This is a genomic window from Nanchangia anserum (genome assembly GCF_015240065.1).
GTDB lineage: Bacteria > Actinomycetota > Actinomycetes > Actinomycetales > Actinomycetaceae > Nanchangia > Nanchangia anserum.
This window is the reverse complement of sequence record NZ_CP060506.1, coordinates 563,121-585,066: the sequence shown is the minus strand read 5'-3', so window position 1 is coordinate 585,066 and position 21,946 is coordinate 563,121. Positions and strand designations below refer to the sequence as shown.

The window sequence follows — 21,946 nt, the reverse complement described above, 5'->3', positions numbered from 1 at the left end:
ACGTGCCACCCTTGAGACATGGATACGACGCCTTTCCCCGTAGATCCGCAGGTCCTTGCTGACGTTGCGCAGGCTCGCTATCACGATCCGCATTCGGTGTTGGGTGCGCACGTGAGAGACGGCCTGGTGACGATCCGCACGGTCAAGCACCTGGCTGACGCCGTCCAGATCGTCACACCCGACGACACGATCGACGCCGTGCACGAGCAAGACGGCGTGTGGGTGGCAACGTTGCCGGGCGAGGATGTTCCCGACTACCGGGTCAACGTCACCTACGGCGACGTCACCTCGGTTGTCGACGATCCCTACCGGTTCCTGCCGACGTTGGGCGACCTCGACCTTCACCTCATCGGCGAGGGGCGCCACGAAAAGCTGTGGAACGTCCTGGGGTCTCACGTGCGCCACTACGACGGCACGCTCGGCGAGGTTCACGGGGCATCCTTTGCCGTGTGGGCTCCCAATGCGCGGGCCGTGCGCGTCGTCGGCGACTTCAATTACTGGGATGGCTCCGGCTCGGCGATGCGCACCCTCGGGTCATCCGGCGTGTGGGAATTGTTCATCCCCGGCGTTGAAGTGGGGGCGCGCTACAAGTATGAGATCTGCGGGCCCGATGGCTCGTGGTTCCAAAAGGCCGACCCCATGGCACGCGCGACCGAAGTGCCGCCGGCGACGGCCTCCGTCGTCACCCGCCGCTTCCACGAGTGGGGCGACGGCGATTGGATGGACGCGCGTGACACGCGTGACCCCCACACCGAGCCGATGTCGGTCTACGAGGTTCACATCGGGTCGTGGTCGCAGGGCCTGAGCTACCGTGACTTGGCCGAAGAGCTCGTCGACTACGTCACCGAGATGGGCTTTACTCACGTCGAGTTCATGCCGGTAGCCGAGCACCCGTTCGGCGGCTCGTGGGGATACCAGCAGACGTCCTATTTCGCACCCACGTCGCGTTTTGGCACGCCGGACGATTTCCGCTATCTGGTCGACCACCTGCACCAGGCGGGCATCGGCGTCATCCTTGACTGGGTGCCGGGGCACTTCCCGCGCGACGAGTGGGCGCTGGCGAATTTCGACGGGACGAAGCTGTACGAGGATCCCGATCCGACGCGCGGTGAACAGCCCGACTGGGGCACGTTGGTGTTCAACTATGGTCGCCGCGAGGTCCGTAACTTCCTCGTGGCCAACGCCCTGTACTGGCTCGACGAGTTCCACATCGACGGCTTGCGCGTGGACGCGGTGGCCTCAATGCTCTACCTCGACTACTCCCGTGACGACGGTCAGTGGCATCCCAACATCTACGGCGGCCGCGAAAACCTCGAGGCCATCTCGTTCCTCCAAGAGGCCAACGCGACGGCCTATCGCCTCCACCCCGGCATCGTCATGATCGCTGAGGAGTCCACAGCGTGGCCGGGCGTCACAGCGCCGACCGACGCCGGCGGCCTCGGGTTCGGGCTGAAGTGGAACATGGGGTGGATGAACGACACCCTGCGCTACCTCAGCGAGGATCCGGTCAACCGCTCGTGGCACCACGGCGAACTCACGTTCTCGCTCGTGTATGCCTTCAGCGAGAACTACATTTTGCCGCTGTCTCACGACGAGGTCGTCCACGGGAAAGGCTCGCTGCTGGCCAAGCAGCCCGGCGATCACTGGCGTCAACTGGCCGGCCTGCGGTCCCTTTACGCGTACATGTGGTCTCACCCCGGCAAGCAACTGCTGTTCATGGGACAGGAATTCGGCCAGGCGGCGAATGGAACGACGGGCGATCGCTCGACTGGTGGCTCATGGACGACCCCGCCACGCCAAGCTGCGCGACCTCGTTGCCCGCCTGAACGCCCTCTACCGCGCCGATTCCTGCCCTGTGGGGACGACCAGCACACGGGCTTCGATTGGATCGAGGCCAATGACGGCGAGCACAACGTCATCGCCTTCCAGCGTCACGGTCGCGGACAGGACGGGTAGGAGCACCGCCTCGTGTGCGTCTCCAACTTCGCCGGGGTGCCGCACGAGGGCTACCGGTTGGGGCTTCCCGAGGGCGGGGACTGGGAAGAGGTCCTCAACACCGATGCCGAGGAATTCGGCGGCTCGGGCGTGGTCAACTCTCGGTTCGGTTCGCGCCGAAGAGGTCCCGTGGATGGGCATGCCGTATTCCGTCGAGCTGCGCGTTCCCCCCTGGGCGCCTGTGGTTGCGGCCGAAGGCGGACTAGTCGCTCAGACACTTCACGGGGGCGGGCATCCGGAGATCATTCCGGCACCCGCTCCCGTTGAGGTCATGTCCTAGAAATTGGCCGGAGTTGTGCGGCCTGACGCACCGTGGCAAAAGCCGCCCGAGTGCCGCTGCATCGCCGCTAAGCAGACCGGCGTCGGCAAGAACATGGGCGTTCCGTGTAGCCGAAGTACAGAGCCCGCGAGGTCATCGAGGCTGATGCGTAACTGCGATTGCTCAGCGTCTGTACCGACGCGCTCGACATCGGCCGTCCCGCATGAACGCGCACGCGGTATGTCCCCGTCTGGGACGGGCAGCCGGCTCGTCGCCGATCCCCCTCACGGGGCTGAGTGCATCGAGGGGATCGCTCACGTATAGGAGCACCTCGCCCTCACCGGCCCACTCGCGTTCTCGCAGGAGGGCAGCGACATCGAGAATCCGCATCCACATGTGATCGTCGTCGCGGGTGATCGTGATGCGCCGCGGATCGGTGAGACGAGCCGCCAACCGTGCGGCATGATTCCCCACATCGTCAGCGTGTTGACGAGTTCGATTCTCGATAGTCTCCGATCAACCCGTCGCGGCGTCCGGAGTCGTCCACACGGTCGTTGAGGCGCAGCTTCGCCTCATCGCCGTCGGTTGCCGGAATTACTGTCGCAAGGCCGTCGATCTCCCCGTCGCACAGGTGAATGAAGCGCCGGATGGTCTGGACTTCTCGTAGCTGCGCATATCCAACCGAGGCGATGAGAACTGGGCATGCGAGCGAGTGGTCGCACCTGGAATGGCCAGCCGCATCGCGTCATAGAGCCGTCGATGCTCGTCGACACCGGCCTCGGGATCGATCTCGACGACGTCGCCGCGCGGAGGGTGCCTAAACGTCAGCGGCTCACGAATATCGATGGTCGCCGCACGGACTCTTGTCGCCGGGCCAAAGCCAAACCGTCGGTACAGCTGCGCGCTCGAGGCCGTCAGCACGCTCACGCAGGCGCCCTGGGCGACACCGTAGCGAGATGCTCACCCATGAGCCGAGTCATCAGTCCGCGTCGCGTATGCGTGGACGCAACGCCCATGAGGCTCACCGTCGCTGAGTCGACGGCGTGCCCGGGCCGCAGCGTGAGGCGCGAGGGCGAGGTCCAGCACGCTGCGGCGATCGTATCTTCCAAGTCGTGGCGCGGACGCTGAGGCCTCGCCTCGACGATGCGCGTGCGATCGGAGCGGATCGCCTCTGCCATGATCGGTCGGCTGTCTGTGGGGCAGCCTCGTGAAAGAGCCGATCTCAAAAGATGATGTGCCGAGTCAGCTCGTCGGCGTCATTCACATCGACCCTGTCGAAACCGATAGGTCATGGGATCTCCTAAACAACAGTCGTGACAGCTTCGCGCGGGCTTCCTTACGGCGTCGGCGTCCTCGCCCACGCGCAACAATTCGACGAGACGAGCCCGCGCCTGTTCGCGTTCATCACCGCTCACCGACGAGATGACGTCAGAAAGCACGCGATAGGCCGCCGGTTCATTGCCGTGAGCGACAACTGGTCGGCATCGCCATCGGGTCGGTAGCATCCGCGTTTCTCGGCCAGGCGAGCCTGTAGCTCAATCGAGGCCGCTGCTTGGCATAGGCGACCTTGCGCGAGGGGTTGTTCGTCATCGCCTTCGTCACCAGGGAGATGGCTCGGTCGTATTCGCCCGCACGGGTGGCATCGGCGATCGCCTGGTCTTCCTCGCTGATGGCCGGCTCTCCGCCCTCGCGCGCAACCGCCCGGCGAGGCCCATCTGCTCGGCGGCTGCAACACCTTCGTCAATACCTCGTCAATTGCCGAACGCGGCTGTGCCCCCTGGAACAGAGGAATCGGTCGCCCGCCAAGCAGGCCATGACGGTGGGCACCGACTGAACCTGGAAGGTTTGGGCCAATCCGGGATTGGCGTCAATGTCGACCTTCGCGAGCTGGATGCGTCCTCCCAGCTCGCGTACGGCCTCTTCGAGGATCGGTCCCAGCTGCTTGCACGGCTGACACCATTCGGCCCACAAATCCAGGACGATGGGTACCTGCATCGACAGGTTCATGGTGTCCTCGAACGTCGCGTCGGTGACGTCGACGACGAGGGGCGCATCAATTCCACCTGCGACGTCGTCGGCCCCGGCCGCGGCGGGTGGAATCGCGGGCGTGGCCGACAGATCGACGGCGCCGTAGGTCTGTGCCGGGCTCACCGTGGGTTCAGAGGTATCGGCCATGAAACGTTTCTCCTTCGCTATCGAGACCCACCCAGGCTAGCGCGTCAGTCGCGCGTCGCTTCGGTGAGGACCTTCTCGCCGGCGATGACGCGGGTCGAGGCGTTATCGGCGTCCGCCGCGGGAACGTGGATGAGGACGGTGATCGTGTAGGTCCAGTGCGCCTTGCCAGTGACCTTTCCGCCCTCACCGAGGAGAGCCCCGACGTCGCCCCCCATCTCGATGCCACCTTCGCCGGACTTGATGGCGACGTCGGTGCGGTACGTGTACGACGTGGCGACGAGCGCTCCCCCGTCCTCATCCGAGAACACGAGGAGATCGTCGGCCGGAGATACCGTGTAGGACAGTGTCCCCGTCTGACCGATGGCCTGTTGCCAGTTCTTCTGTTCATCGCGGATATTCGCCATGAACTCATCGGTGTCGATCCCGGCGCTCTTCTGGGCATCGGCGTCGGTGACACTCTTCGCCCACGCGTCTTTCGCCTGCTGCCCGCTCATTGCCAAGTCCTTGCCGTCGGCCGCGTCGCGCAACTGGGAACCTGCGGCCACGGCAGCCGTCGGCGGGACGGATTGTTTGGGAAGCAGATGCATCCACTGCCACAGCCGGTAGGGGCTGCGAGCGTCGGCCTGACGCAACACGAGGACGAGCGGGGTGGCGCCGTCGGCGGCCCCCGTAACATCGAGGATCGCCCGGGGCCAGGCCGGTCCCTTGGAGACGCTGACGGCCACCGGGTCGGCGACGAGGGAGGGCACCGCGAGGTCTTTGTTGGCGGCGTTGAGGCGGTACTGCGATAGGCGCATCGATAGCGCCGGGTTTTCTAGGCGCGCCTGGAGGGACTCGGACGTGCGGTCCTTGTCTGCCGTTTCCAGGGTGTGCGCGAGCGAGTCGAGGACGTCATCAACCTGCGTCGTCGACAAGGCCGGATAAGCCGAAGTGTCGAGCTCGGCGTCGCTGCGCAGCTGCGACTGCCCGCACCCGGCCACTCCGCTGGCCAGCAGGGCGGCGCTCACACAGGCGGCAAGGCCACGAAGGTGGTGTCGGCTCACGATCGGGGCTCCTCACCGAAGACGCTGTCGCCTCCAAACTCGTCGATGTCGGCACCCTCCTCGGAGTCCGACACGGCGAGCACCTGATCGCGCACGACGGGAATGAGGCCCGTGGGGTACTTGACGCCGTCGATCTCGATTGTCGCCTGGCCCCGCTTGCGGGCCTCGCGCATCTGCTTGCGCGAGGGGGTGTGCGCCGACAGAGGCGGCGGCGCCGGAATGGTGCACTCCGCAGACGATTGGTCGTCCACCTGTTCCTCGCGCTCCTCGCTCTGCCCACGCGGCAGGTGCGGCGAGGGTGCGGTACCCCGTCGTGGGGTCGTAGACGCCAGCTTCGTCGTCGGCCGCGTCCCACGCGGCTTCCTGCTGCGCCTCGATGCTGTCATCGGCCTCGCGTTCGCTCACCTGCTCGTCGTCTTCGACGGGAGATCCGCGGCGATGTCGCTCTCGGCCTCGCGCTCATCAGCCGGCTCGTCGGTAGCGGCGACCTGAGCCACGGGGTTGCCCCACTCGTCAACCTCGGTCGGCGTGGCCGGGCGCTCGTCAACGTGCCCAGCATCGGCCCGCCGAAGTCGGCGCGCACTCAACCAGGCGATGAGGGCCGCGAGGAGAAGCGCGATAATGCCGGCGATGACGAGAGGCCACAGCCACGGCGTCTTCACACCTGTGTGCCATTCCAGGCTCACCTTCGGGGCGCCAGACGGCGAGTAGGCGATGAGCGACCACTGCCCGTCGTTGTGCTGGGGCCACTCGAGGCTCGCCGATCCCTTGGTCACCTGACGCGAAGCCGCCCACATATCGGAATCAGCCGGCGACGACACCTGGGCGTCGCCGGTGGCCTTGACCGTCGAGACGAGCAGCGTGCCGTCGGTGTCGATCCCATCGATGCGGGTGTGCGCCATGCCGTCGACCCAACCAGCGACGTCGGTCGAGCGGCCGATGGCGACGACCGTGTCAGCGGGTCCCGAGGCCTTCACCGTGAGGTCGCTCGAATATAGCGACAGCACGCCGGACGAGTGACGACGATCTGCGAGTCCACCGACGAAGGCAACGTCGCCGTTTGTGTGTCGGAGGGACGGAACACAGTCGCCGTCGCGATCCCGGCACAGATAAGGACGAGGCCGATTGCGGCGACCAGCCAAGCCAGCCAGAATCGACGAAAAACAGTGGCCACGCGGGCTCTCCTTCGGTTGAGTGGACGCGTTACCCCTGGCGTCGCGCCCTCGAACACGGTCCGGACGTGGCCATTCTATCCGTACCGTTACTGCTGCGCCTAACGTGACGTTTGTGACTGATGGTGAGCGAAGCGACAGCTCGGTAACTTTGCTGCCAATCGCGGCGAATCCGGACTAGCCTAGGAGGCGAACTCGCCGCCCTCGTCCCATGTACACTGGCGGCAACGACATCTTTGACAGGCGCGCTCAGTGGGCGTAGGAGGATCCATCACAGTGGAAGAGCAGACCGATTTCCCGATCGTCATGCGCGGTTACGACCGCGTCCAGGTCGATCTGCAGATTCAGACGCTAACGAATCAGATCTCCGAGCTGGAGCAGAAGCTCGATTCCGTCGATAAGCGCAACGTGTCCCTGTCGGAGCAGCTGGCGGGTGCCCAGAACCAGCTGCGTAACGCCGACCGCTCCTCCTACACAGGAATTGGCGCACGCATCGAACAGCTGCTGCGCTCGGCCGAAGAGCAGTCCACGGCCGTCATCAACAAGGCCAACACGGAAGCGGAAAAGCTTCTGGACGCCACACGCCAAAACACCCAGAACATGACGGAGCGCGCCGAGGCCGAGGCCGCCTCGCTCATCTCGGAGGCTCGCCGCGAGGCCGAAGAGCGCACGACCACGGCGGCCACCGAGGCCGAAACCGTCCTCACCAATGCCCAGCACCGCGCCGACGAACTCGTCGCCGCCGCCGAGCGCGAGGCCGCGGGGTTGCGCGCCGAGGCCAACACCCAGATCAACGACCTGAAGGCGACGGTCGATCGCGAGACCGAACTTCAGCGGGCCCAGGCCGAAAAAGACTACGTCGAGATGCGGGTCAAGGCCGAGCAGGAGGCTTCGCGACTGCGCACCGAGTCCACCGCCGAGGCTCAGCAGGTGCGCGAGGCCGCGCTGAGCGAGGCGTCCAAGGCACGCGAGGACGCCACCCGCGAGGCCGAACGTCTGCTCGCCGACGCCCGCGTCGAGGCCGACCGCATCCTCAAGCAGGCCCGCGTCGACGCCGATCAGCTGGCAGCCGAGATGGCCCAGCAGCGCCACGAAGCCGAGACCGAGATCGCCGCCGCTCGCGCCGCGGCGCGCGAGGCCGATGCCCAGGCGCACGAGCAGGCCCGCTCGGAAACCACGGCGATGGTGGCCGCCGCCAAGGCCCAGGTAGCCGACGCCGAGAAGCACCTGGGCGAGACCCTGCAGCGCGCCGAGCGCCTGCTCACCGATACCGATGCCGTCATCCGTCGTCGCCAAGAGGACGCACGCCGTGCTGCCGAAGCGACCATTGCCGCCGCCGAGGCCGAGGCCGAGCAGACCCGTGAGGCCGCGCGCATCGAGGCGCAGTCCGAGCGCGCTGCCGCTCGACGGACCGTCGAAAAGCTCGACCGTCAGCGCGAGTCGGTGGCCGCCTACCTCGAGGAGATGCGCGGTCTCCTGGGCACGGAAACCGCCACGGGCATCGAGGGACTCACCCCGCTGCGCGAACTGCCGGCGACTGTCCAGGCCCAGCAGGGCGACGTCGAGGCCGCCGTCGCGGCTCAGGCCGAGGCCGCTCGCGCAGCCGCGAACGCGGCGTCACCGGCTCGCGGCTCCGACGAGGCGCGCACGACCGACCTGTTCAACTAGTCCAACGACAACGGTGAGGGGGGCGGAACCACCTGGTTCCGCCCCCCTCACCGTTTCGCGTACCGTTACCCTCGCTGCTGTTAGCGCAGCGCCAGCCCCTGATCGTGGAGGACCGCGAGCACGTCGGTGACTTCGGCTCCCCCACGCCCCGGGTTGGTCGCGATTTGCCGGGTGAACGAGTCGACCCGACGATTCGTGTCGCGCAGGTCGTAATACGTCTGGACGACCTCGTCGTAGTCGGCCAGTGCCTCGCATACCGATTCTCGCATCGGGTAGGTATCGCACGCCGTCATCGCCGCAATCGGCAGGCGCGGCTTGATCTGCGGTTTCTCGGCCGGGTGCCCCACGAGGACACCGACCAGCGGGTACGTGAGGGTGGGTAGCTCGAGTGCGGAGATGACCTCGCGAACCTCGCGACCGATCGAGCCGAGGAACACCGTGCCCAGACCCATGGACTCGGCCGCAACAACGAAGTTCTGCGCGGCCAGCATCGTGTCGCCGACCCCCGTGAGGAATGCCTGCGTCGTGTGGTACCACTCGGAATCGACACCCTGCTCGGCGCGGATGCGCGAGTTGCGATACAGGTCGACGACGAAGATGAACAGCTCGCCGCGCTCGGCCGCCACGTAGGGCTGAGTCGACGAGTGCGCGATGACCTGGCGAATGCGGGGGTCACGCACTCGAATGATTGTCCGATGCTGGTAAAACGCCCACGTAGCCGAGCGGCGGGCCGCCTCGTAGAGGGAGGCGATGGCCTCCTCGCTCACCGGCTCATCGGTGTAGGAGCGGATCGTCCGATGCGCGAGTTGGGTGGCGATCGTCGGGGTCATCACCGGTGCGCTCGGCACCTCGGTGCTTGCTTCCGATACGCTCCAATCGGCCTCGGCGGCGTGCGTCATCACTCATCATCCTTTCGTCTGGTCGCAACGTTGCCTCTCAGGCAGCGAGCGTAGAGGCCGAGCACCGCCCGCGCCACCGCACCCGGTTGCTCGATGGGAATCAGGTGTCCGGCACGCGGAACGTTGACGACATAGGACTCTCCCACCGCCCGCGCCAGCTGATCGGCCTGCGAGGCGGTGGTGTAGCGATCCTGTTCGCCACGCACGACGACGCCCTTGACATCGGCACGTTGCAGCATTTCCAACCGTCCCGGCCGGATCGACATGGCGCGTTGAGCCCAGGCAATCGCATCATCGCGGGCACCGCGAACCCACCCCGCGGCCATGTCGACGACGTCGGAGTGATCGCGAGCAGTCTCGCGCGAGACCATCGCGGGCAATTCGTCGACTAGTTCGTCTTGGGCACGCCCCATGAAGGCCGTGATCGCCATTTCCGTGCGTCGCGCCCGCACGCTTGGCTCGTCAATCGCGGCGTGGGTGCCGATGAGTCCGATGCCGCGCACGAGGCGCGGGTGACGCTCGACCATGGCCATCGCCGCATACCCGCCCATCCCGTTGCCACACACGACAGCGGAGGTGACGCCGTGAGCACGGATAGATTCCGCGACGAGATCGGCGTACAGCTCGAGGGCGGGAGTCTCGCTCGGCAGCATCGACGCGCCGAACCCCGGCGGATCCACGGCAATGACGGGGATTCCCTCGAAGCGACGCGCCACTGCCTCCCACATGCGGTGATCGAAAGGAAACGGCGGCAGCAGGATCAGCGTGGTGCGCGTCGCGACGTGGTCGGCGTCGCGCTTAAACAGCGCCAGAGAACTATTTGCGCTCATCTTTTCTCCTTACCGCTTGTGTCCATCGTTGGTGGCTACCCTCACGCCGGCCGCAGGCCCCTATGCCAGCACGAAGCGTGCCAGTGGCGTCGTCCCTCCACCATGCGCTCGGCCGATACGAACTGATCGGTCGCCCACACGACGACGTGGGCCGTCCCCTGCGGAATCTCACTCAGACATCCCGGGCACGTGTAGGGCTTGCGCCCGGAGCTGACGTGCTGAACCCGGAAGCTGCGCTCGCCGCGTTCCTCGCTACGAGGCATCGAGGCCAGCCGCGTCATGTCGAGACGCCGATGCGGCTTGGCATAGGGGCGCTTGCCAGAGCGCCGTGCCATCTATGCTTCGCCCCCGACGACGTCGTCACCGCGGAAGATGACCCGCATCGGCTCAAGGTCGGGGGTAACAACGACGAGATCAGCCCGGTAGCCCTCCCCGATGCGGCCTACCTGGTCGTTGCCAAGAATGCGCGCGCCTTGGACCGAGGCCATGTAGACAGCGTCAACGAGAGGAATCCCGGCGGCATGCGCGGTGCGGACGACGTCAATGAGATGCGCCGTTCCCCCGGCGATGGCGCCCGTGCGGCCCAACCGGGCAACGCCGTCGCTGACCTCGACCTCTTGCCCACCCAGAACATAGGCACCGTCGGCAACACCGGCCGCCGCCATGGCGTCGGTGACGAAGACGATCTGCTCGCGGCCAACGAGCTCGTAGACGTTGCGCACCAGCTCGGGCGAGACGTGGACGCCGTCGGCAATGATCTCGACGATTACTCCGCCACCGGCGGCATCGGCGAGGATCTCGGGCACCGGACCGGGGTCGCGATGGTGCATCGGGGCCATGCCGTTGAACAGGTGCGTCACCGTTGCGTGGGCGCAGCGCGGCATCGGCGAGCGCGCAATCGTCTCGCGGATCTCGCGCAACGCCTGGCGCATGCGCTGAGCGTTGGTGTCGGTGTGACCAAACGAGGCCACGGCACCACCGTCAACCAGCGTCTCGGCGACGCCGCCGGGCCCCATCGTGTAGGGCTTTTCGGGCGCAACTGTCATCGACACGGCGTGCCCGCGTGAAGCGATGAGCAGCTCACGGGTCAACGCGGGGTTGGGAGACTGAATATGGCGGGGATCCTGGGCGCCGCAGTGCCCCTGCGCGATGAAGGGCCCCTCGAAGTGGATCCCGGCGATCTGCCCGGCATCGGCCAGATCGGCAAGCATCTCGGCGCGCTCGCGCAGCACCATCGGCGACGCCGTCACCAGCGACGCGACGAGCGAGGTCGTCCCCCACTGCCGATGCTCCATGACCGCCGTGAGCGCCTGATCCTTCGACGTCGAATCGGGGAAGGACTGCGCGCCCCCGCCGTGGCAATGGACGTCAACGAGTCCGGGGAGGATCAGTCGATCGTCGCTGGGCGCTTCGGCATCGAGGACCTCTTGGCCAAATCCCGCCACACGCGCGTCGGTGGATTCACCGACCCAAGCGATGGCGTCTCCGGCAACGACGACCACCCCGTCGGTGAGGATTCGATCAGGCAAAACAACGCGACCGCGCACGGCGTAAACAGACGATCCCATGGCTCAAGTATGGCAGACAAGGCCCTCCTTGCACCCATAGCGCAAGCGCATAATAGGGGCATGCACGGGACTGCCACGCCGCCACGACCTCGCTCATCTCGAGGACGAGGCTGGCGCGCCCTCCTCGTCCTCGTCGTTCTCGCCGCCAGCATCGGGGCGTCCCTGATCCTGACGAATGTGACAGCGACGATCTATCACGTCGGACTCCATCCGCACGTCGTGCGCGTTGACAACCATGATTCGTCAATCGACACCGGCGACCTCGAAAAGCGTCTCGCCCGCACCCAGTGGGGACGCCGGGTCGACCTCTATGTAGCGATCGCAGCTCGCACGCAGCCGCCGACCCCACAGGCCCACGTCGATAACCTCGGCATCACCCGCTACGACAATCCCGGTGCCCGCGGCGTCGTCACCTGTTCGACGACAGATCGCACTTATCAACGCCAGGCGTTTCCCGAGCTGCGCTCGGCCCCGAACTACTCGACCCCCGTCGTCTATCTATGCGTCGACCCGTATTCCGGGCAGTATGTCCTCGAGGAGGCAACAACCGCCGGCGGGCGATCGGCGTACGACGTCCAGGCGCGTCTCGAGCGCATCCTCGTTCACGACGATCTCGACGCCGACGCGATAGTTGGTGCCCTCCAAGATCTCGCCCAGGCCGAGGCCGGCGACGACTTCACGACGAACGTGCCGCGAAGTGCCGCGGTCATGCTCGGGATCATTATCGGCATCGTCGCCCTGTGGGGCATCGATTCGCTGCGTCAAACGATGACGAGGCCGCGCAGTTCCCGTGCCACGCGTCGCAAGATGGCCGAGCGCGTCAGTGCACGTTTCGAAGAGGCATCATTGGGCTTGGACGACCTCGCGCTGCACTGCCTCACTACCGAGGGCAACCTCGACAAACGCTTCGAGGCGTGGAAGCTGCGTTACACGCAACTGTGCGCGGAACTGGCCGACGACCACGACGACAAGCCACTGTGGGCGCGCTCGCGCTATGAGCGCCTGCTCTATCTCGACCGGCTCAGCGCCATCGTCGACGAGGGGCGCGATGCTCTGCTCGCCGAAGCCGGCGACGATGCGGGAGCCGACAGTGCGCGCGCAAGTCTCGAAGCGGCGTTGCGAGCCGCACTGAACGAGGTCGACGTGCTGGCAAACGCCCTCACGATCGGCAAGGACTCGTTGCAGTCGAGCGCGCTCGGGTGGCGCCACCGTTTCGATGTGGCCACGCGCGCCGACGATGCGACGGCGTTTGCCGCCTATACCGATCTGGCCAACGACATCGAGTCGGGCATTCACTGGCCCCTCGCGCGCTACGCTCGCGATCGCGGCCAGACCTACCCCCGCACCGACGTGTTTGCTGTCCCCGGACAGATCCTCGGCCTCGACCTCGTCCCCGCCGACGACGTCACCGGCTCGCCCGGAGCCATCGACAACCACGCGATCCTCAAGCAGGCCCGCCAGACCCCGCAGAATCATCGCACTCTGAGCGGAACCGGCCTGCTGACGCCGCTCACCCCGCGCGCGATGGCCATCGCCGTACTTGTGGCATTCGTCATCGGCATCCTCTCGCCGCTTCTTCAGATGGCCTGGGAATCCGAGTCGGCCACGTGGTCGCCCGGTAGCGTATACGCGAGCGCCTCCCCCGCCCTCCCCGGCGCCGGTTATCTGCCCGAACGCGCCTCCGACACCGCACTGCGCCATCCGGCTTCGGTGACGATCGACGACCCCGATGGCCTCGTGAAGTCGGCTGACGTTCTGCGTGAGAATCTGAGCCACCTAGGGTTCGCGACCGCCGCCTCACCGGACATCGTCGTCGCCGTGCGCGAGATCGACGCGTGCTCAGATGAGGCGAACATCGACCTGTCACGCTGCCTCTCGCCCGTGCTCAAGCCGGTCGAAGGGGCCGCCTCCCTGCCGACGGATCGGGCGTACGTGCCGGTCTCAGAAACCGGCATCGTCGTGGTGGTGCTGTACTCCGATAGCGCAGAACGCCTGATCCCCTACGTCTTCGCCGGCGAGGCGAAACTGCGAGGAAACCTGGATAAGGCGTCCTACCACGGCGCCAGTGGCTCGCCGCGTATCGTCATGTCGAACTCGGCACCCGACCTTCTCGTGTGGAACGGCCTCGTGGCAACCGCTCACATCTCGCGGGGCATCACGACCGCCGGCCTGGCGCCGATTGCTCGTACCCGTATCCACCCGCTCGTCCTCGGAGTCTGCACCGGCGGGGCCGCGCTCATCGCCTTCGTCATCGTGGGCGGCGCGGCCTCGGCGATCCACCGCTCACGCTCGCGCACGCGCGCCATGGCGGCCCGCGTTGATCGCTACCTCACGCGCGCCGTGATGGACACCGATCGCCTCGAACTTGAAGTCCTGTCCCTCTCCACCGCCTACCCGGCCTACGAGTCGACTCTCAACGAGCGGTGGCAGCGCTGGACCCAGAATCTCAACCGCGCGCTCGCGGTCGCTGGCCGTGGCTCCGAGGGAGCGGGACCCCTTGACGAACAGGCACGGCTGGCTCAGCTCGTCTCTTTGCAGCAGGCATCGTTGTGGCGCGTACGCTCTATCCTCTCGCGCGGTCCCGGCTGGCGTCATCAGTGGGAACGCGAGGTGATGACATGCGCGACTCTCGCTCCCACGATGAATGCCGTCGATCAGCACGCTCTCATCCAGCTGAGCGAATCCGTGCTCACGGACCGCTACGGGGGAACCCGTGCGCTTCGCCAGCTCGATCGCATGGCGACGCAGTGGCGGGCAACGGCCATCGTCCGCGGACTCGACGACGTCAGCGACCACCTCAGTGAAGAGGATCTCGGCTGGCGCGCGCTCACCGATATTCCTGACACGGCTCGCTACCGTGCTCCCGGGTGGGCGCGGTTGAGCACGCCCGGTGATTGGGGTCGCTGGATCGTTGTCCTCATCATCGTCGGGGCCCTCACGTGGGCCTCGATCGGCACGTATAGTCCCACCGAACGCCGGGTCACGTCGTGGACGACACCCGTCGACACCACCAGTAGCTACAAGCCCGCCAGCATCACCGTCACCGACCCGGGCAATCTCTTCGATGAGCGCGCCGTCGCGCACGCCGCCGAGACGACGCGGCTACCCGCTCCATTCCATCTCGTCATCACCTCTGCACAGGCGGCACCCCACGACGTACTCGCCAACGTTGATGGCTACCAATTCCCGGGTCTGCTCGCGCCGACAATCAGCCCAAATGCCGACGCGCTGCCACGCACCATCGCCATCATCGTCTACGCCGACCACATCAGCATTGAGAAGGGAGTCATGGTGCAGGTTAGCCCCGAGGCCCAAGCCGTCATTGATTCCCCGTCTGGGAACGATCACACGCAGCAGCTCACCCGGCTACTCGCGACGTCGCTGGTCACGTCCTAGCGCGTCACTCAGAACAGACGCGAGTCGGGATCATCCATGCCGCGCATCGCGTCGTAGTCGAGCACGACACACGCGATGCCACGATCTTCGGCGAGGGTGCGCGCCTGCGGCTTGATTTCCTGAGCCGCAAACATTCCCCGAATATCTGCCAAACGGGGATCGCGACGCAGCAGCTCGAGGTAACGCGTCAACTGTTCGACGCCATCGATCTCGCCGCGGCGCTTGACCTCAATGGCCACGTGGATGCCCTCGGGATCGATGGCAAGCAGATCGACGGGGCCAACGGGAGTCGGGTATTCGCGACGCACGAGGCGCCATCCCATTCCCAGTACGCCCTCAAGCGAATCAGCGAGGAGGGCTTGCAGGTGTTTTTCCACCCCGTCCTTGACAAGCCCGGGATCGACGCCGAGGTCGTAGGTGGATTCAGAGATCATCTCGTGGATGCTGATACGCAACATGTCACCCGTCTTGGTCTGGCGGACCTCCCACACTCTCTCGACCTCGCCGGCGACCTCGTCCTCGTCAGGCGCGCGCTCGCTCAGCGTGCACGGCGGTGCCATCCAGTTCAACGGCTTATAGGATCCCCCGTCGGCGTGAATGAGCACCGATCCGTCGGCCTTCACCATGACGAGGCGGATTGCCCGAGGAAGATGGGCATCCAGGCGTCCCGAATACTCGACACTGCACTCAGCAACACACACACGCACGGGAGAAGATCCTAACAGCCGCCCCGGCGCGCTAGTCGAGCGAGTAGGTGACCCCCGTCGTCGGGCGCGCCGGCGGTGCCGCCTCGCACCACGAGATCAACCCGTTATAGTCGGCCTCGGAGAGAAAAAGAAAGAACCGGTGGCCATCGGCTGTGACCGGCACAGCAATCCACACGGTTCCCTCGTTATCTGTTCGCCTCGTTGCATGCCCGAGGCTCATCCCCGATCGCGACCACGTCTTGTGGGGACGCATCGACAGCGAGACGAGCTTGTACCAGCTCAGCGCTGTCGCCTCGTAAGAACAAAATCCTTCGGTCCACCCATCACCGGCGGAAGCACGGTAGGACGCGAGGAACGAGCCGTCGCCCTTGAACCTGCGGCGCAACTTGAACAGATACGCGAACGTCGCGCTCACACAGGCAAGCGCGACGCACGCAATCGCGACAAGCAGCCACCAGATCCAGGGATTCATGGACCTAGCCTACTCGCTTTGATCCCCTATCTGACGGTCGACGACGATGGTGACCTCGTCCTCATCCACCGACGCAAACCCCTCGTCGACGTCGATGCTTCGGGTGCCGCCACCGACGAGCGTGAGGTCGACCGTGCCCGCCTGCATCGCGGCGAGCAGAGGCTGGCGACCCGGGAGGATCCCCAGGGAGCCGGTCACCGTCGGAATTGCCACGTGGGTGGCCTCGCCGCGAAACAGCTCGGCCTGACGGCTGACGATGCTGACCTGCAAAGCCATCTGCCACTCCTTCCCGCGCCGCTCAGTCCTCGGCCATCGCCTTGGCGTTGCGTTCGAGATCCTCGATGCCGCCGATGTTGAAGAATGCCTGCTCGGGGACGTGATCGTAGTGTCCCTCGCACACGCGCTTGAACGCCTCGATGGTCTCGGACAGCGGCACCGTCGAGCCCGCGACGCCCGTGAACTTCTCGGCCATGTAGGTGTTTTGCGACAGGAACTGCTCGATGCGGCGCGCACGCGCAACCGTGACCTTGTCTTCTTCCGACAGCTCGTCGACGCCGAGGATAGCGATGATGTCCTGGAGTTCCTTGTTCTTCTGCAGGATCGACTTCACGCGCGTGGCGACCTCGTAGTGTTCCTTCCCCACGAGCGCGGGATCGAGCAGTCGCGATGTCGATGCCAGCGGGTCGACCGCCGGGTAGAGACCGCGCGCGGCGATGTCACGCGAGAGTTCGGTCGTCGCATCCAGGTGCGCGAACGTCGTCGCGGGAGCGGGGTCGGTGTAGTCGTCGGCGGGCACGTAGATGGCCTGCATCGACGTGATCGAGTGTCCACCGGCCGAGGTGATGCGCTCCTGAAGCTGGCCCATCTCGTCGGCGAGGTTGGGCTGGTAGCCCACCGCGGAGGGCATCCGGCCCAACAGCGTCGACACCTCAGAGCCGGCCTGGGTGAAGCGGAAGATGTTGTCAATGAACAACAACACGTCCTGATTCTTCACGTCGCGGAAATACTCGGCCATCGTCAGCCCCGTCAACGGGATGCGCAGACGCGTCCCCGGCGGCTCGTCCATCTGACCGAACACGAGCGCCGTCTTGTCGAAAACGCCGGCCTCTTCCATCTCGTGAATGAGGTCGTTGCCCTCACGGGTGCGCTCACCGACGCCGGCGAACACCGAGACGCCGCCGTGGTCGAGGGCCACGCGCTGAATGAGTTCCTGAATGAGAACGGTCTTGCCGACGCCGGCACCACCGAACAAACCGATCTTGCCGCCTTGCACGTAGGGTGTCAGCAGGTCGATGACCTTGATGCCCGTCTCGAACATCTGTGTCTGCGACTCGATCTGATCGAAAGCCGGGGGCTGGCGGTGAATCGGCCACCGCTCGGTGATCTCAAGCTCCTCGCCGTCCGCGAGGTTGAGGCACTCACCGGTCACGTTGAACACGTGGCCACGGGTGACATCGCCGACGGGAACGGTGATCGCCGATCCCGTGTCGGTGACCTTCTGCCCGCGCACGAGGCCGTCGGTCGGCTTGAGCGCGAGGCAGCGGACCATGTTGTCGCCGAGGTACTGAGCGACCTCGAGGGTCAGCTCCTGCTCGGTGTGGCCGCCATCGTCGTCAGGCATGGTAATCGTCGTGCGCAGGGCGTTGTACATGTCCGGCATCGCGTCGGGCGCAAATTCAACGTCGACAATCGAGCCGGTGACACGGGCCACCCGACCAACGGTCGCCTCAGTGGTATCAGTCATCGTCTATTCCTTACTCAGTTGTCCTAGCTGCCGCTCAGCGCGTCGGCTCCGGACACAATTTCCGTGATCTCGGTGGTGATCTCGGCCTGACGGGCCGCATTCGCCAACCGGGTGTAGGTGGCGATCATCTCGTGGGCGTTGTCGTTCGCCGTGTGCATCGCCGTCTGCCGGCTGGCCAGCTCTGACGCCGCCGATTGCAACAGGGCGTTGCGAATGCGCGAGCGCACATACATGGGAAGCAACATGTCGAGAACGACTTCGGGGCTGGGCTCGAACTCGTACAGCGGCATGATCCGCTCGGGCACGGATTCGGGAATCAGGCCCTCGTCGAGGAGGTAGTCGCGGTCGGTGTCGTCGACGACCTTCAACGGCAGCACCTTACGAATCTCGGGAACCTGCTTGACCATGTTGTGGAAGCGGGTGTAGAGCACATAGACCTCGGCGATTCCTCCGTCCTCGGCCGGCGCCATAAACGTCGGTCGGTGAGGGTGCGCGCGATGTCGTCGCTCATCTGCTCGCTGGGACGGTCAGATTCGCCCTCCCAGGCACCAGCCACCTCGATGCCGCGATAGCTGTAGTACGAGCGTGCGCGTCGTCCGGCGACGTAGAGTTCCGGCTCCCGGCCCGACTCGCGCAACCGCTCGACGAGATCGTCGCATGCGCGCAAGATCGACGCCGAATATGCCCCGGCCATCCCGCGATCCGCGGTAACGGCGAGGATCGCGACCCGCTTGGTGTCCGTGCGCTCGCACGTCATCGGGTGCTCGATCGTCGAGTGCTGAGTGAGCGCCGCCACCGCATGTGTGATCGCGCGGTCGAACGGGTTGGCCGAGGACGCGGCATCGCGGGCAGCACCGATGCGCGAGGCAGCGATGAGTTCCATCGCCCGAAACACCTTTGCCAGGGTCTCGGTCGACCGAATTCGCTGCTTGTAAACGCGTTGAAGTCCGGCCATATCTAGCCTCGCTTACCCCGCGTGATCGTCTCCTCGGCGTATTCCGGCTCGACGATGTCTTCCTCGGCGAGGTCAACCTGGCCGCTGAGCGCCTTGCCCTCGGTGACGAACGTGCGACGGAATGCCTCGACGGCTTCCTTCAGTTCGTTTTCCGTGTCCTCGCTCAGCTCACCGGTCGACTTGATTGTGTCGGGCACTGACGTGTGCTGGTGGAGGTAGTCGAGGAAATCGCGCTCAAAATCGCGCACCTTGGCCAATTCGATGTCGTCGAGGTAGCCGTTGGTTCCCGCCCAGATCGAGCAGACCTGATCTTCGACTTCGAACGGCGACGTCTGCGACTGCTTGAGCAGCTCCATGAGCCGCTCACCGCGGTTGAGCTGGCGCTTCGTCGTCGCATCCAGGTCGGAGGCGAACATCGCGAACGACGCCATCGAGCGGTACTGGGCCAGCGTAATCTTCAGCGTTCCCGCGACCTTCTTCATCGCCTTGATCTGGGCGTCGCCGCCGACGCGCGAGACCGAAATGCCGACGTCGACGGCCGGGCGCTGGTTGGCGTTGAATAGGTCGGACTGGAGGAAGATCTGTCCGTCGGTGATCGAGATGACGTTCGTCGGAATGTAGGCGGAGACGTCGTTCGCCTTCGTCTCGATGATCGGCAGGCCGGTCATCGACCCGCCGCCCAGCTCGTCCGACAACTTGGCACAGCGTTCGAGCAGACGCGAGTGCAGGTAGAAGACGTCGCCCGGGTAGGCTTCGCGCCCCGGCGGACGACGCAGCAGCAGCGACACCGAGCGGTAGGCCTCAGCCTGCTTCGACAGATCGTCGAAGACGATGAGAACGTGTTTGCCGCCGTACATCCAGTGCTGGCCGATGGCCGATCCCGTGTAGGGAGCCAGGTACTTGAAGCCGGCGGGATCAGATGCCGGCGAGGCGACGATCGTCGTGTATTCCATGGCGCCGCCGGCCTCGAGGGTGTTGCGCAGCGAAGCAATCGTCGAGTTCTTCTGCCCGATCGCGACGTAGATGCAGCGGACCTGCTTATTCGGATCCCCCGACTCCCAGTTCTCGCGCTGGTTGATGATCGTGTCGGTGGCGATCGTCGTCTTACCCGTCTGACGGTCGCCGATGATGAGCTCGCGCTGGCCGCGCCCGATCGGGATCATGGAGTCGATGGCCTTCAGGCCGGTCTGCAGCGGCTCGTGAACGGACTTGCGGTGCATGACACCGGGAGCCTGGAGCTCGAGCGCACGTCGCCCCTCGAGATCGGCGATGTCGCCAAGCCCGTCGAGCGGGTTTCCCATGGGGTCGACGACGCGACCGAGGTAGCCGTCTCCGACGGGGACCGAAAGGACCTCACCCGTGCGGTGGACCTCGTCGCCCTCCTCAATACCTGAGTAATCCCCGAGGACGATGCAGCCGATCTCGCGCTCATCGAGGTTCATGGCCAGCCCGAGGGACCCGTCGCTGAAGCGAACGAGCTCGTTCGCCATGACACCGGGCAGTCCCTCGACGCGAGCAATGCCGTCGGCCGCCTGAACGACGACGCCGATTTCTTCCTCGCTCGCGCGTTGGGGGTCAAAGTCGCGAACGTACTCGTTCAGCGCGTCCCGGATGTCATCGGTCGTGATGGACAGTTCAGCCATGAGTTGTCTCTCCCTCCCTTTCGCGCCTACGCGCGGGCCTTTCCGGCCAGGCGCCGCTCGGCCTCGTCGAGTGCCGAACGGATCGTGCCGTCATAAATTGTGGAGCCGACGCTCACGCGCATGCCCCCTACAAGTTCGGGGTCTTGGGCGACGTTGAGGACGACGTCGCACCCCATCTTCGTGCTCAATGCGCGCCGCAGGCGTTCCACCTGCTCCTCGGTGGGCGTCGTCGCCGCGTGCACCGTCGCGATGGTCACTCCCTCGATAGCCGCGACGTCGTCGCGGTAGCGGCGAAGCGTCGAGGCAATATGCCCCGCCCCCTCCGCCCGCACAGCGCGTTCGAGAAGGGTCACCGCGTCCTGCGAGACTTTTCCGTCAAAGATCCGGTGAATGATGCCAACGCGATCGCCCGCGCTCAGTTGACCGCGTTCGCTCAGCGTGATGCGAAGGTCACGGTGATTCGCAATCACCTCTTCGGCATCAAAAAGATCGTTGCGCAGCTGCTCGCTGACCCCGCGCGAACGCGCGTGGATTGCGAGAGCCTGAGCACCCAGGTCGTCGGCGGCATGAGCGAGGTCATCGATGTGCGACCACCGCTGCCGGGCCATCGTCGCCACGATGTCGCGGCACGCCGGCGTCACCGACGTCAACAACCGTTCGGCCAACCGCGCCCGATCCTCACCGGCGCGGGTGGGATCGGTGAGCGCTGCCGCGACCTTCGGCTGGTCATTAAGGAGGTCGGCGAGGGCGAACAACTCACCCGACAGGGTTTGTGCCGTCTCGCCGTCCTCGGCAATGAGCGCGATCAGACGGTCGCGACCGGCTTCCCGCGCCGCCTCACTGGATGCCCGCATGAACTCTCACTCAGCCTTTCTGGGAGGCCTCAACCTCCAGCGAATCGAGGAAGCGATCGATGACGCGTCCCGACAACTCGCGGTCTTTCAGCTGCTCGCCGACGATCTTTTCGGCCAGCTCGGACGCGAGCAGCCCCACGTCGGTGCGCAGCGAGATCTCGGCGGCCTGCCGGTTCGCGTCGATCTCGCGCTGCGCACGCTCGACAATGCGGCGGGCTTCCTGATCAGCCTGCGACTTCGCCTGTGCGACGGTCTTTGCGGCGTGCTCCTGAGCCTGGGCGCGAATGTCGGACGCCTCAACGCGCGCCTTAGCCACCTCGGCGTCGGCTTGCGTGCGGGCGTTGGCCACGATGTTCTCGGCCTCTTTCGACAGGGAAACCCCGCGTTCGATCTCGGCGTTTCGCTCATCGATCGTCTTGGTGAACGTCGGCACGACAAAGCGCCACATGACGACGAAGACGATCGCGATGGTGATGGCCGACCACACGAGGTCGGGAAGCGTCGGGAACAGCAGGTTCGGCGTCTCCCCTTCCGCGGCGGCCGGAAGAAGATTCATCGCGTACATG

General features: G+C 65.6%; 22 protein-coding genes and 1 pseudogene. 5 read left to right on the top strand and 18 right to left on the bottom strand.

From position 1 onward, the window contains the following. The first annotated feature begins 18 nt into the window (after nt 1–18). Together glgB and H8R18_RS09110 are read left to right on the top strand one after the other, a co-directional pair. The gene (gene glgB / locus H8R18_RS02705) at nt 19–1,956 is read left to right on the top strand and encodes a 1,4-alpha-glucan branching protein GlgB (RefSeq protein ID WP_227712855.1); all 1,938 of its coding nucleotides are present in this window, start codon (nt 19–21) and stop codon (nt 1,954–1,956) included. A 12-nt stretch (nt 1,957–1,968) separates the two neighbouring features. Then, complete coding sequence (locus H8R18_RS09110) at nt 1,969–2,262, top strand: alpha amylase C-terminal domain-containing protein (protein ID WP_227712854.1); 294 nt, start codon at nt 1,969–1,971, stop codon at nt 2,260–2,262. A gap of 586 nt (nt 2,263–2,848) precedes the next feature. Here the strand turns inward: H8R18_RS09110 and H8R18_RS02700 are convergent. Both H8R18_RS02700 and H8R18_RS02695 read right to left on the bottom strand, forming a co-directional pair. Next, nucleotides 2,849–3,181 (bottom strand): hypothetical protein, encoded by a 333-nt coding sequence (locus tag H8R18_RS02700; protein WP_194189364.1) that lies wholly within the window; start codon nt 3,179–3,181, stop codon nt 2,849–2,851. Further along, a complete protein-coding gene (locus H8R18_RS02695) occupies nt 3,178–3,432 on the bottom strand; it encodes a GNAT family N-acetyltransferase (RefSeq protein ID WP_194189363.1) in 255 nt (84 codons plus the stop codon). The genes H8R18_RS02700 and H8R18_RS02695 overlap by 4 nt, the downstream gene beginning before the upstream one ends. A gap of 135 nt (nt 3,433–3,567) precedes the next feature. Between H8R18_RS02695 and H8R18_RS02690 the strand changes: the two genes are divergently transcribed. Further along, on the top strand, nt 3,568–3,756 hold the full coding sequence (locus H8R18_RS02690; protein WP_194189415.1) for a hypothetical protein: 189 nt from the start codon (nt 3,568–3,570) through the stop codon (nt 3,754–3,756). Nucleotides 3,757–3,994: 238 nt separating this feature from the next. Here H8R18_RS02690 and H8R18_RS09105 read toward each other — a convergent pair whose 3' ends face one another. The 4 genes from H8R18_RS09105 to H8R18_RS02670 are packed head-to-tail and all read right to left on the bottom strand — an operon-like array spanning nt 3,995 to nt 6,479. Then, complete coding sequence (locus tag H8R18_RS09105) at nt 3,995–4,429, bottom strand: thioredoxin family protein (protein ID WP_227712853.1); 435 nt, start codon at nt 4,427–4,429, stop codon at nt 3,995–3,997. A gap of 44 nt (nt 4,430–4,473) precedes the next feature. Beyond that, complete coding sequence (locus H8R18_RS02680; RefSeq protein ID WP_191072037.1) at nt 4,474–5,472, bottom strand: hypothetical protein; 999 nt, start codon at nt 5,470–5,472, stop codon at nt 4,474–4,476. After that, entirely contained in the window at nt 5,469–5,858 is a 390-nt protein-coding gene (locus H8R18_RS02675; protein WP_194189362.1) for a hypothetical protein, read from the bottom strand. Before H8R18_RS02675 ends, H8R18_RS02680 begins: the two co-directional genes overlap by 4 nt. A gap of 15 nt (nt 5,859–5,873) precedes the next feature. Then, the gene (locus H8R18_RS02670) at nt 5,874–6,479 is read right to left on the bottom strand and encodes a hypothetical protein (RefSeq protein ID WP_194189361.1); all 606 of its coding nucleotides are present in this window, start codon (nt 6,477–6,479) and stop codon (nt 5,874–5,876) included. 471 nt (nt 6,480–6,950) lie between these two features. On the opposite strand from H8R18_RS02670, the gene H8R18_RS02665 reads away from it, so the two are divergent. Beyond that, a complete protein-coding gene (locus tag H8R18_RS02665; RefSeq protein WP_223875364.1) occupies nt 6,951–8,312 on the top strand; it encodes a cellulose-binding protein in 1,362 nt (453 codons plus the stop codon). Between the two features lie 80 nt (nt 8,313–8,392). Here the strand turns inward: H8R18_RS02665 and H8R18_RS02660 are convergent, their stop codons facing one another. The 4 genes from H8R18_RS02660 to H8R18_RS02645 form a co-directional block, all read right to left on the bottom strand. Then, nucleotides 8,393–9,145, bottom strand: coding sequence for a nitroreductase family protein (locus H8R18_RS02660; protein ID WP_191072243.1), 753 nt, complete (start codon nt 9,143–9,145; stop codon nt 8,393–8,395). A gap of 65 nt (nt 9,146–9,210) precedes the next feature. Then, nucleotides 9,211–10,041, bottom strand: a complete 831-nt coding sequence (locus H8R18_RS02655; RefSeq protein ID WP_191072039.1) for an alpha/beta fold hydrolase — start codon at nt 10,039–10,041, stop codon at nt 9,211–9,213. 41 nt (nt 10,042–10,082) lie between these two features. Next, nucleotides 10,083–10,376, bottom strand: a complete 294-nt coding sequence (locus H8R18_RS02650) for a hypothetical protein (RefSeq protein ID WP_191072040.1) — start codon at nt 10,374–10,376, stop codon at nt 10,083–10,085. Then, nucleotides 10,377–11,609, bottom strand: a complete 1,233-nt coding sequence (locus tag H8R18_RS02645; protein WP_191072041.1) for an N-acetylglucosamine-6-phosphate deacetylase — start codon at nt 11,607–11,609, stop codon at nt 10,377–10,379. 60 nt (nt 11,610–11,669) lie between these two features. On the opposite strand from H8R18_RS02645, the gene H8R18_RS02640 reads away from it, so the two are divergent. Continuing rightward, nucleotides 11,670–15,005 carry a hypothetical protein gene (locus H8R18_RS02640; protein ID WP_191072042.1) on the top strand — a complete coding sequence of 1,112 codons (3,336 nt, stop codon included), beginning with the start codon at nt 11,670–11,672 and terminating at the stop codon, nt 15,003–15,005. An 8-nt stretch (nt 15,006–15,013) separates the two neighbouring features. Here H8R18_RS02640 and nucS read toward each other — a convergent pair whose 3' ends face one another. The 8 genes and pseudogenes from nucS to H8R18_RS02600 all read right to left on the bottom strand — a co-directional run bounded on the left by nucS (nt 15,014) and on the right by H8R18_RS02600 (nt 21,945). After that, on the bottom strand, nt 15,014–15,712 hold the full coding sequence (nucS, locus tag H8R18_RS02635; protein ID WP_191072043.1) for an endonuclease NucS: 699 nt from the start codon (nt 15,710–15,712) through the stop codon (nt 15,014–15,016). A gap of 31 nt (nt 15,713–15,743) precedes the next feature. Next, on the bottom strand, nt 15,744–16,184 hold the full coding sequence (locus tag H8R18_RS02630; RefSeq protein WP_191072044.1) for a DUF2550 family protein: 441 nt from the start codon (nt 16,182–16,184) through the stop codon (nt 15,744–15,746). A gap of 9 nt (nt 16,185–16,193) precedes the next feature. Beyond that, on the bottom strand, nt 16,194–16,460 hold the full coding sequence (locus tag H8R18_RS02625; RefSeq protein WP_191072045.1) for a hypothetical protein: 267 nt from the start codon (nt 16,458–16,460) through the stop codon (nt 16,194–16,196). A 22-nt stretch (nt 16,461–16,482) separates the two neighbouring features. Next, nucleotides 16,483–17,928, bottom strand: a complete 1,446-nt coding sequence (atpD, locus tag H8R18_RS02620) for a F0F1 ATP synthase subunit beta (protein ID WP_191072046.1) — start codon at nt 17,926–17,928, stop codon at nt 16,483–16,485. Between the two features lie 23 nt (nt 17,929–17,951). After that, nucleotides 17,952–18,883 (bottom strand): annotated as a pseudogene (locus tag H8R18_RS02615) (F0F1 ATP synthase subunit gamma). A 2-nt stretch (nt 18,884–18,885) separates the two neighbouring features. After that, the gene (gene atpA, locus H8R18_RS02610; protein WP_191072048.1) at nt 18,886–20,526 is read right to left on the bottom strand and encodes a F0F1 ATP synthase subunit alpha; all 1,641 of its coding nucleotides are present in this window, start codon (nt 20,524–20,526) and stop codon (nt 18,886–18,888) included. Nucleotides 20,527–20,552: 26 nt separating this feature from the next. Further along, nucleotides 20,553–21,380, bottom strand: coding sequence for a F0F1 ATP synthase subunit delta (locus H8R18_RS02605; RefSeq protein WP_191072049.1), 828 nt, complete (start codon nt 21,378–21,380; stop codon nt 20,553–20,555). 10 nt (nt 21,381–21,390) lie between these two features. Further along, on the bottom strand, nt 21,391–21,945 hold the full coding sequence (locus H8R18_RS02600; protein WP_191072244.1) for a F0F1 ATP synthase subunit B: 555 nt from the start codon (nt 21,943–21,945) through the stop codon (nt 21,391–21,393). Nucleotide 21,946 lies beyond the last annotated feature (1 nt).

Coding starts and splice junctions, on each gene's coding strand:
- glgB (WP_227712855.1), top strand. CDS start 19: ATGGATACGACGCCTTTCCCCGTAGATCCGCAGGTCCTTGCTGACGTT.
- H8R18_RS02695 (WP_194189363.1), bottom strand. CDS start 3,432: ATGGCAGAGGCGATCCGCTCCGATCGCACGCGCATCGTCGAGGCGAGG.
- H8R18_RS09105 (WP_227712853.1), bottom strand. CDS start 4,429: ATGGCCGATACCTCTGAACCCACGGTGAGCCCGGCACAGACCTACGGC.
- H8R18_RS02675 (WP_194189362.1), bottom strand. CDS start 5,858: ATGACAGCATCGAGGCGCAGCAGGAAGCCGCGTGGGACGCGGCCGACG.
- H8R18_RS02665 (WP_223875364.1), top strand. CDS start 6,951: ATGCGCGGTTACGACCGCGTCCAGGTCGATCTGCAGATTCAGACGCTA.
- H8R18_RS02655 (WP_191072039.1), bottom strand. CDS start 10,041: ATGAGCGCAAATAGTTCTCTGGCGCTGTTTAAGCGCGACGCCGACCAC.
- H8R18_RS02650 (WP_191072040.1), bottom strand. CDS start 10,376: ATGGCACGGCGCTCTGGCAAGCGCCCCTATGCCAAGCCGCATCGGCGT.
- H8R18_RS02645 (WP_191072041.1), bottom strand. CDS start 11,609: ATGGGATCGTCTGTTTACGCCGTGCGCGGTCGCGTTGTTTTGCCTGAT.
- H8R18_RS02640 (WP_191072042.1), top strand. CDS start 11,670: ATGCACGGGACTGCCACGCCGCCACGACCTCGCTCATCTCGAGGACGA.
- H8R18_RS02630 (WP_191072044.1), bottom strand. CDS start 16,184: ATGAATCCCTGGATCTGGTGGCTGCTTGTCGCGATTGCGTGCGTCGCG.
- H8R18_RS02625 (WP_191072045.1), bottom strand. CDS start 16,460: ATGGCTTTGCAGGTCAGCATCGTCAGCCGTCAGGCCGAGCTGTTTCGC.
- atpD (WP_191072046.1), bottom strand. CDS start 17,928: ATGACTGATACCACTGAGGCGACCGTTGGTCGGGTGGCCCGTGTCACC.
- atpA (WP_191072048.1), bottom strand. CDS start 20,526: ATGGCTGAACTGTCCATCACGACCGATGACATCCGGGACGCGCTGAAC.
- H8R18_RS02605 (WP_191072049.1), bottom strand. CDS start 21,380: ATGCGGGCATCCAGTGAGGCGGCGCGGGAAGCCGGTCGCGACCGTCTG.
- H8R18_RS02600 (WP_191072244.1), bottom strand. CDS start 21,945: ATGTACGCGATGAATCTTCTTCCGGCCGCCGCGGAAGGGGAGACGCCG.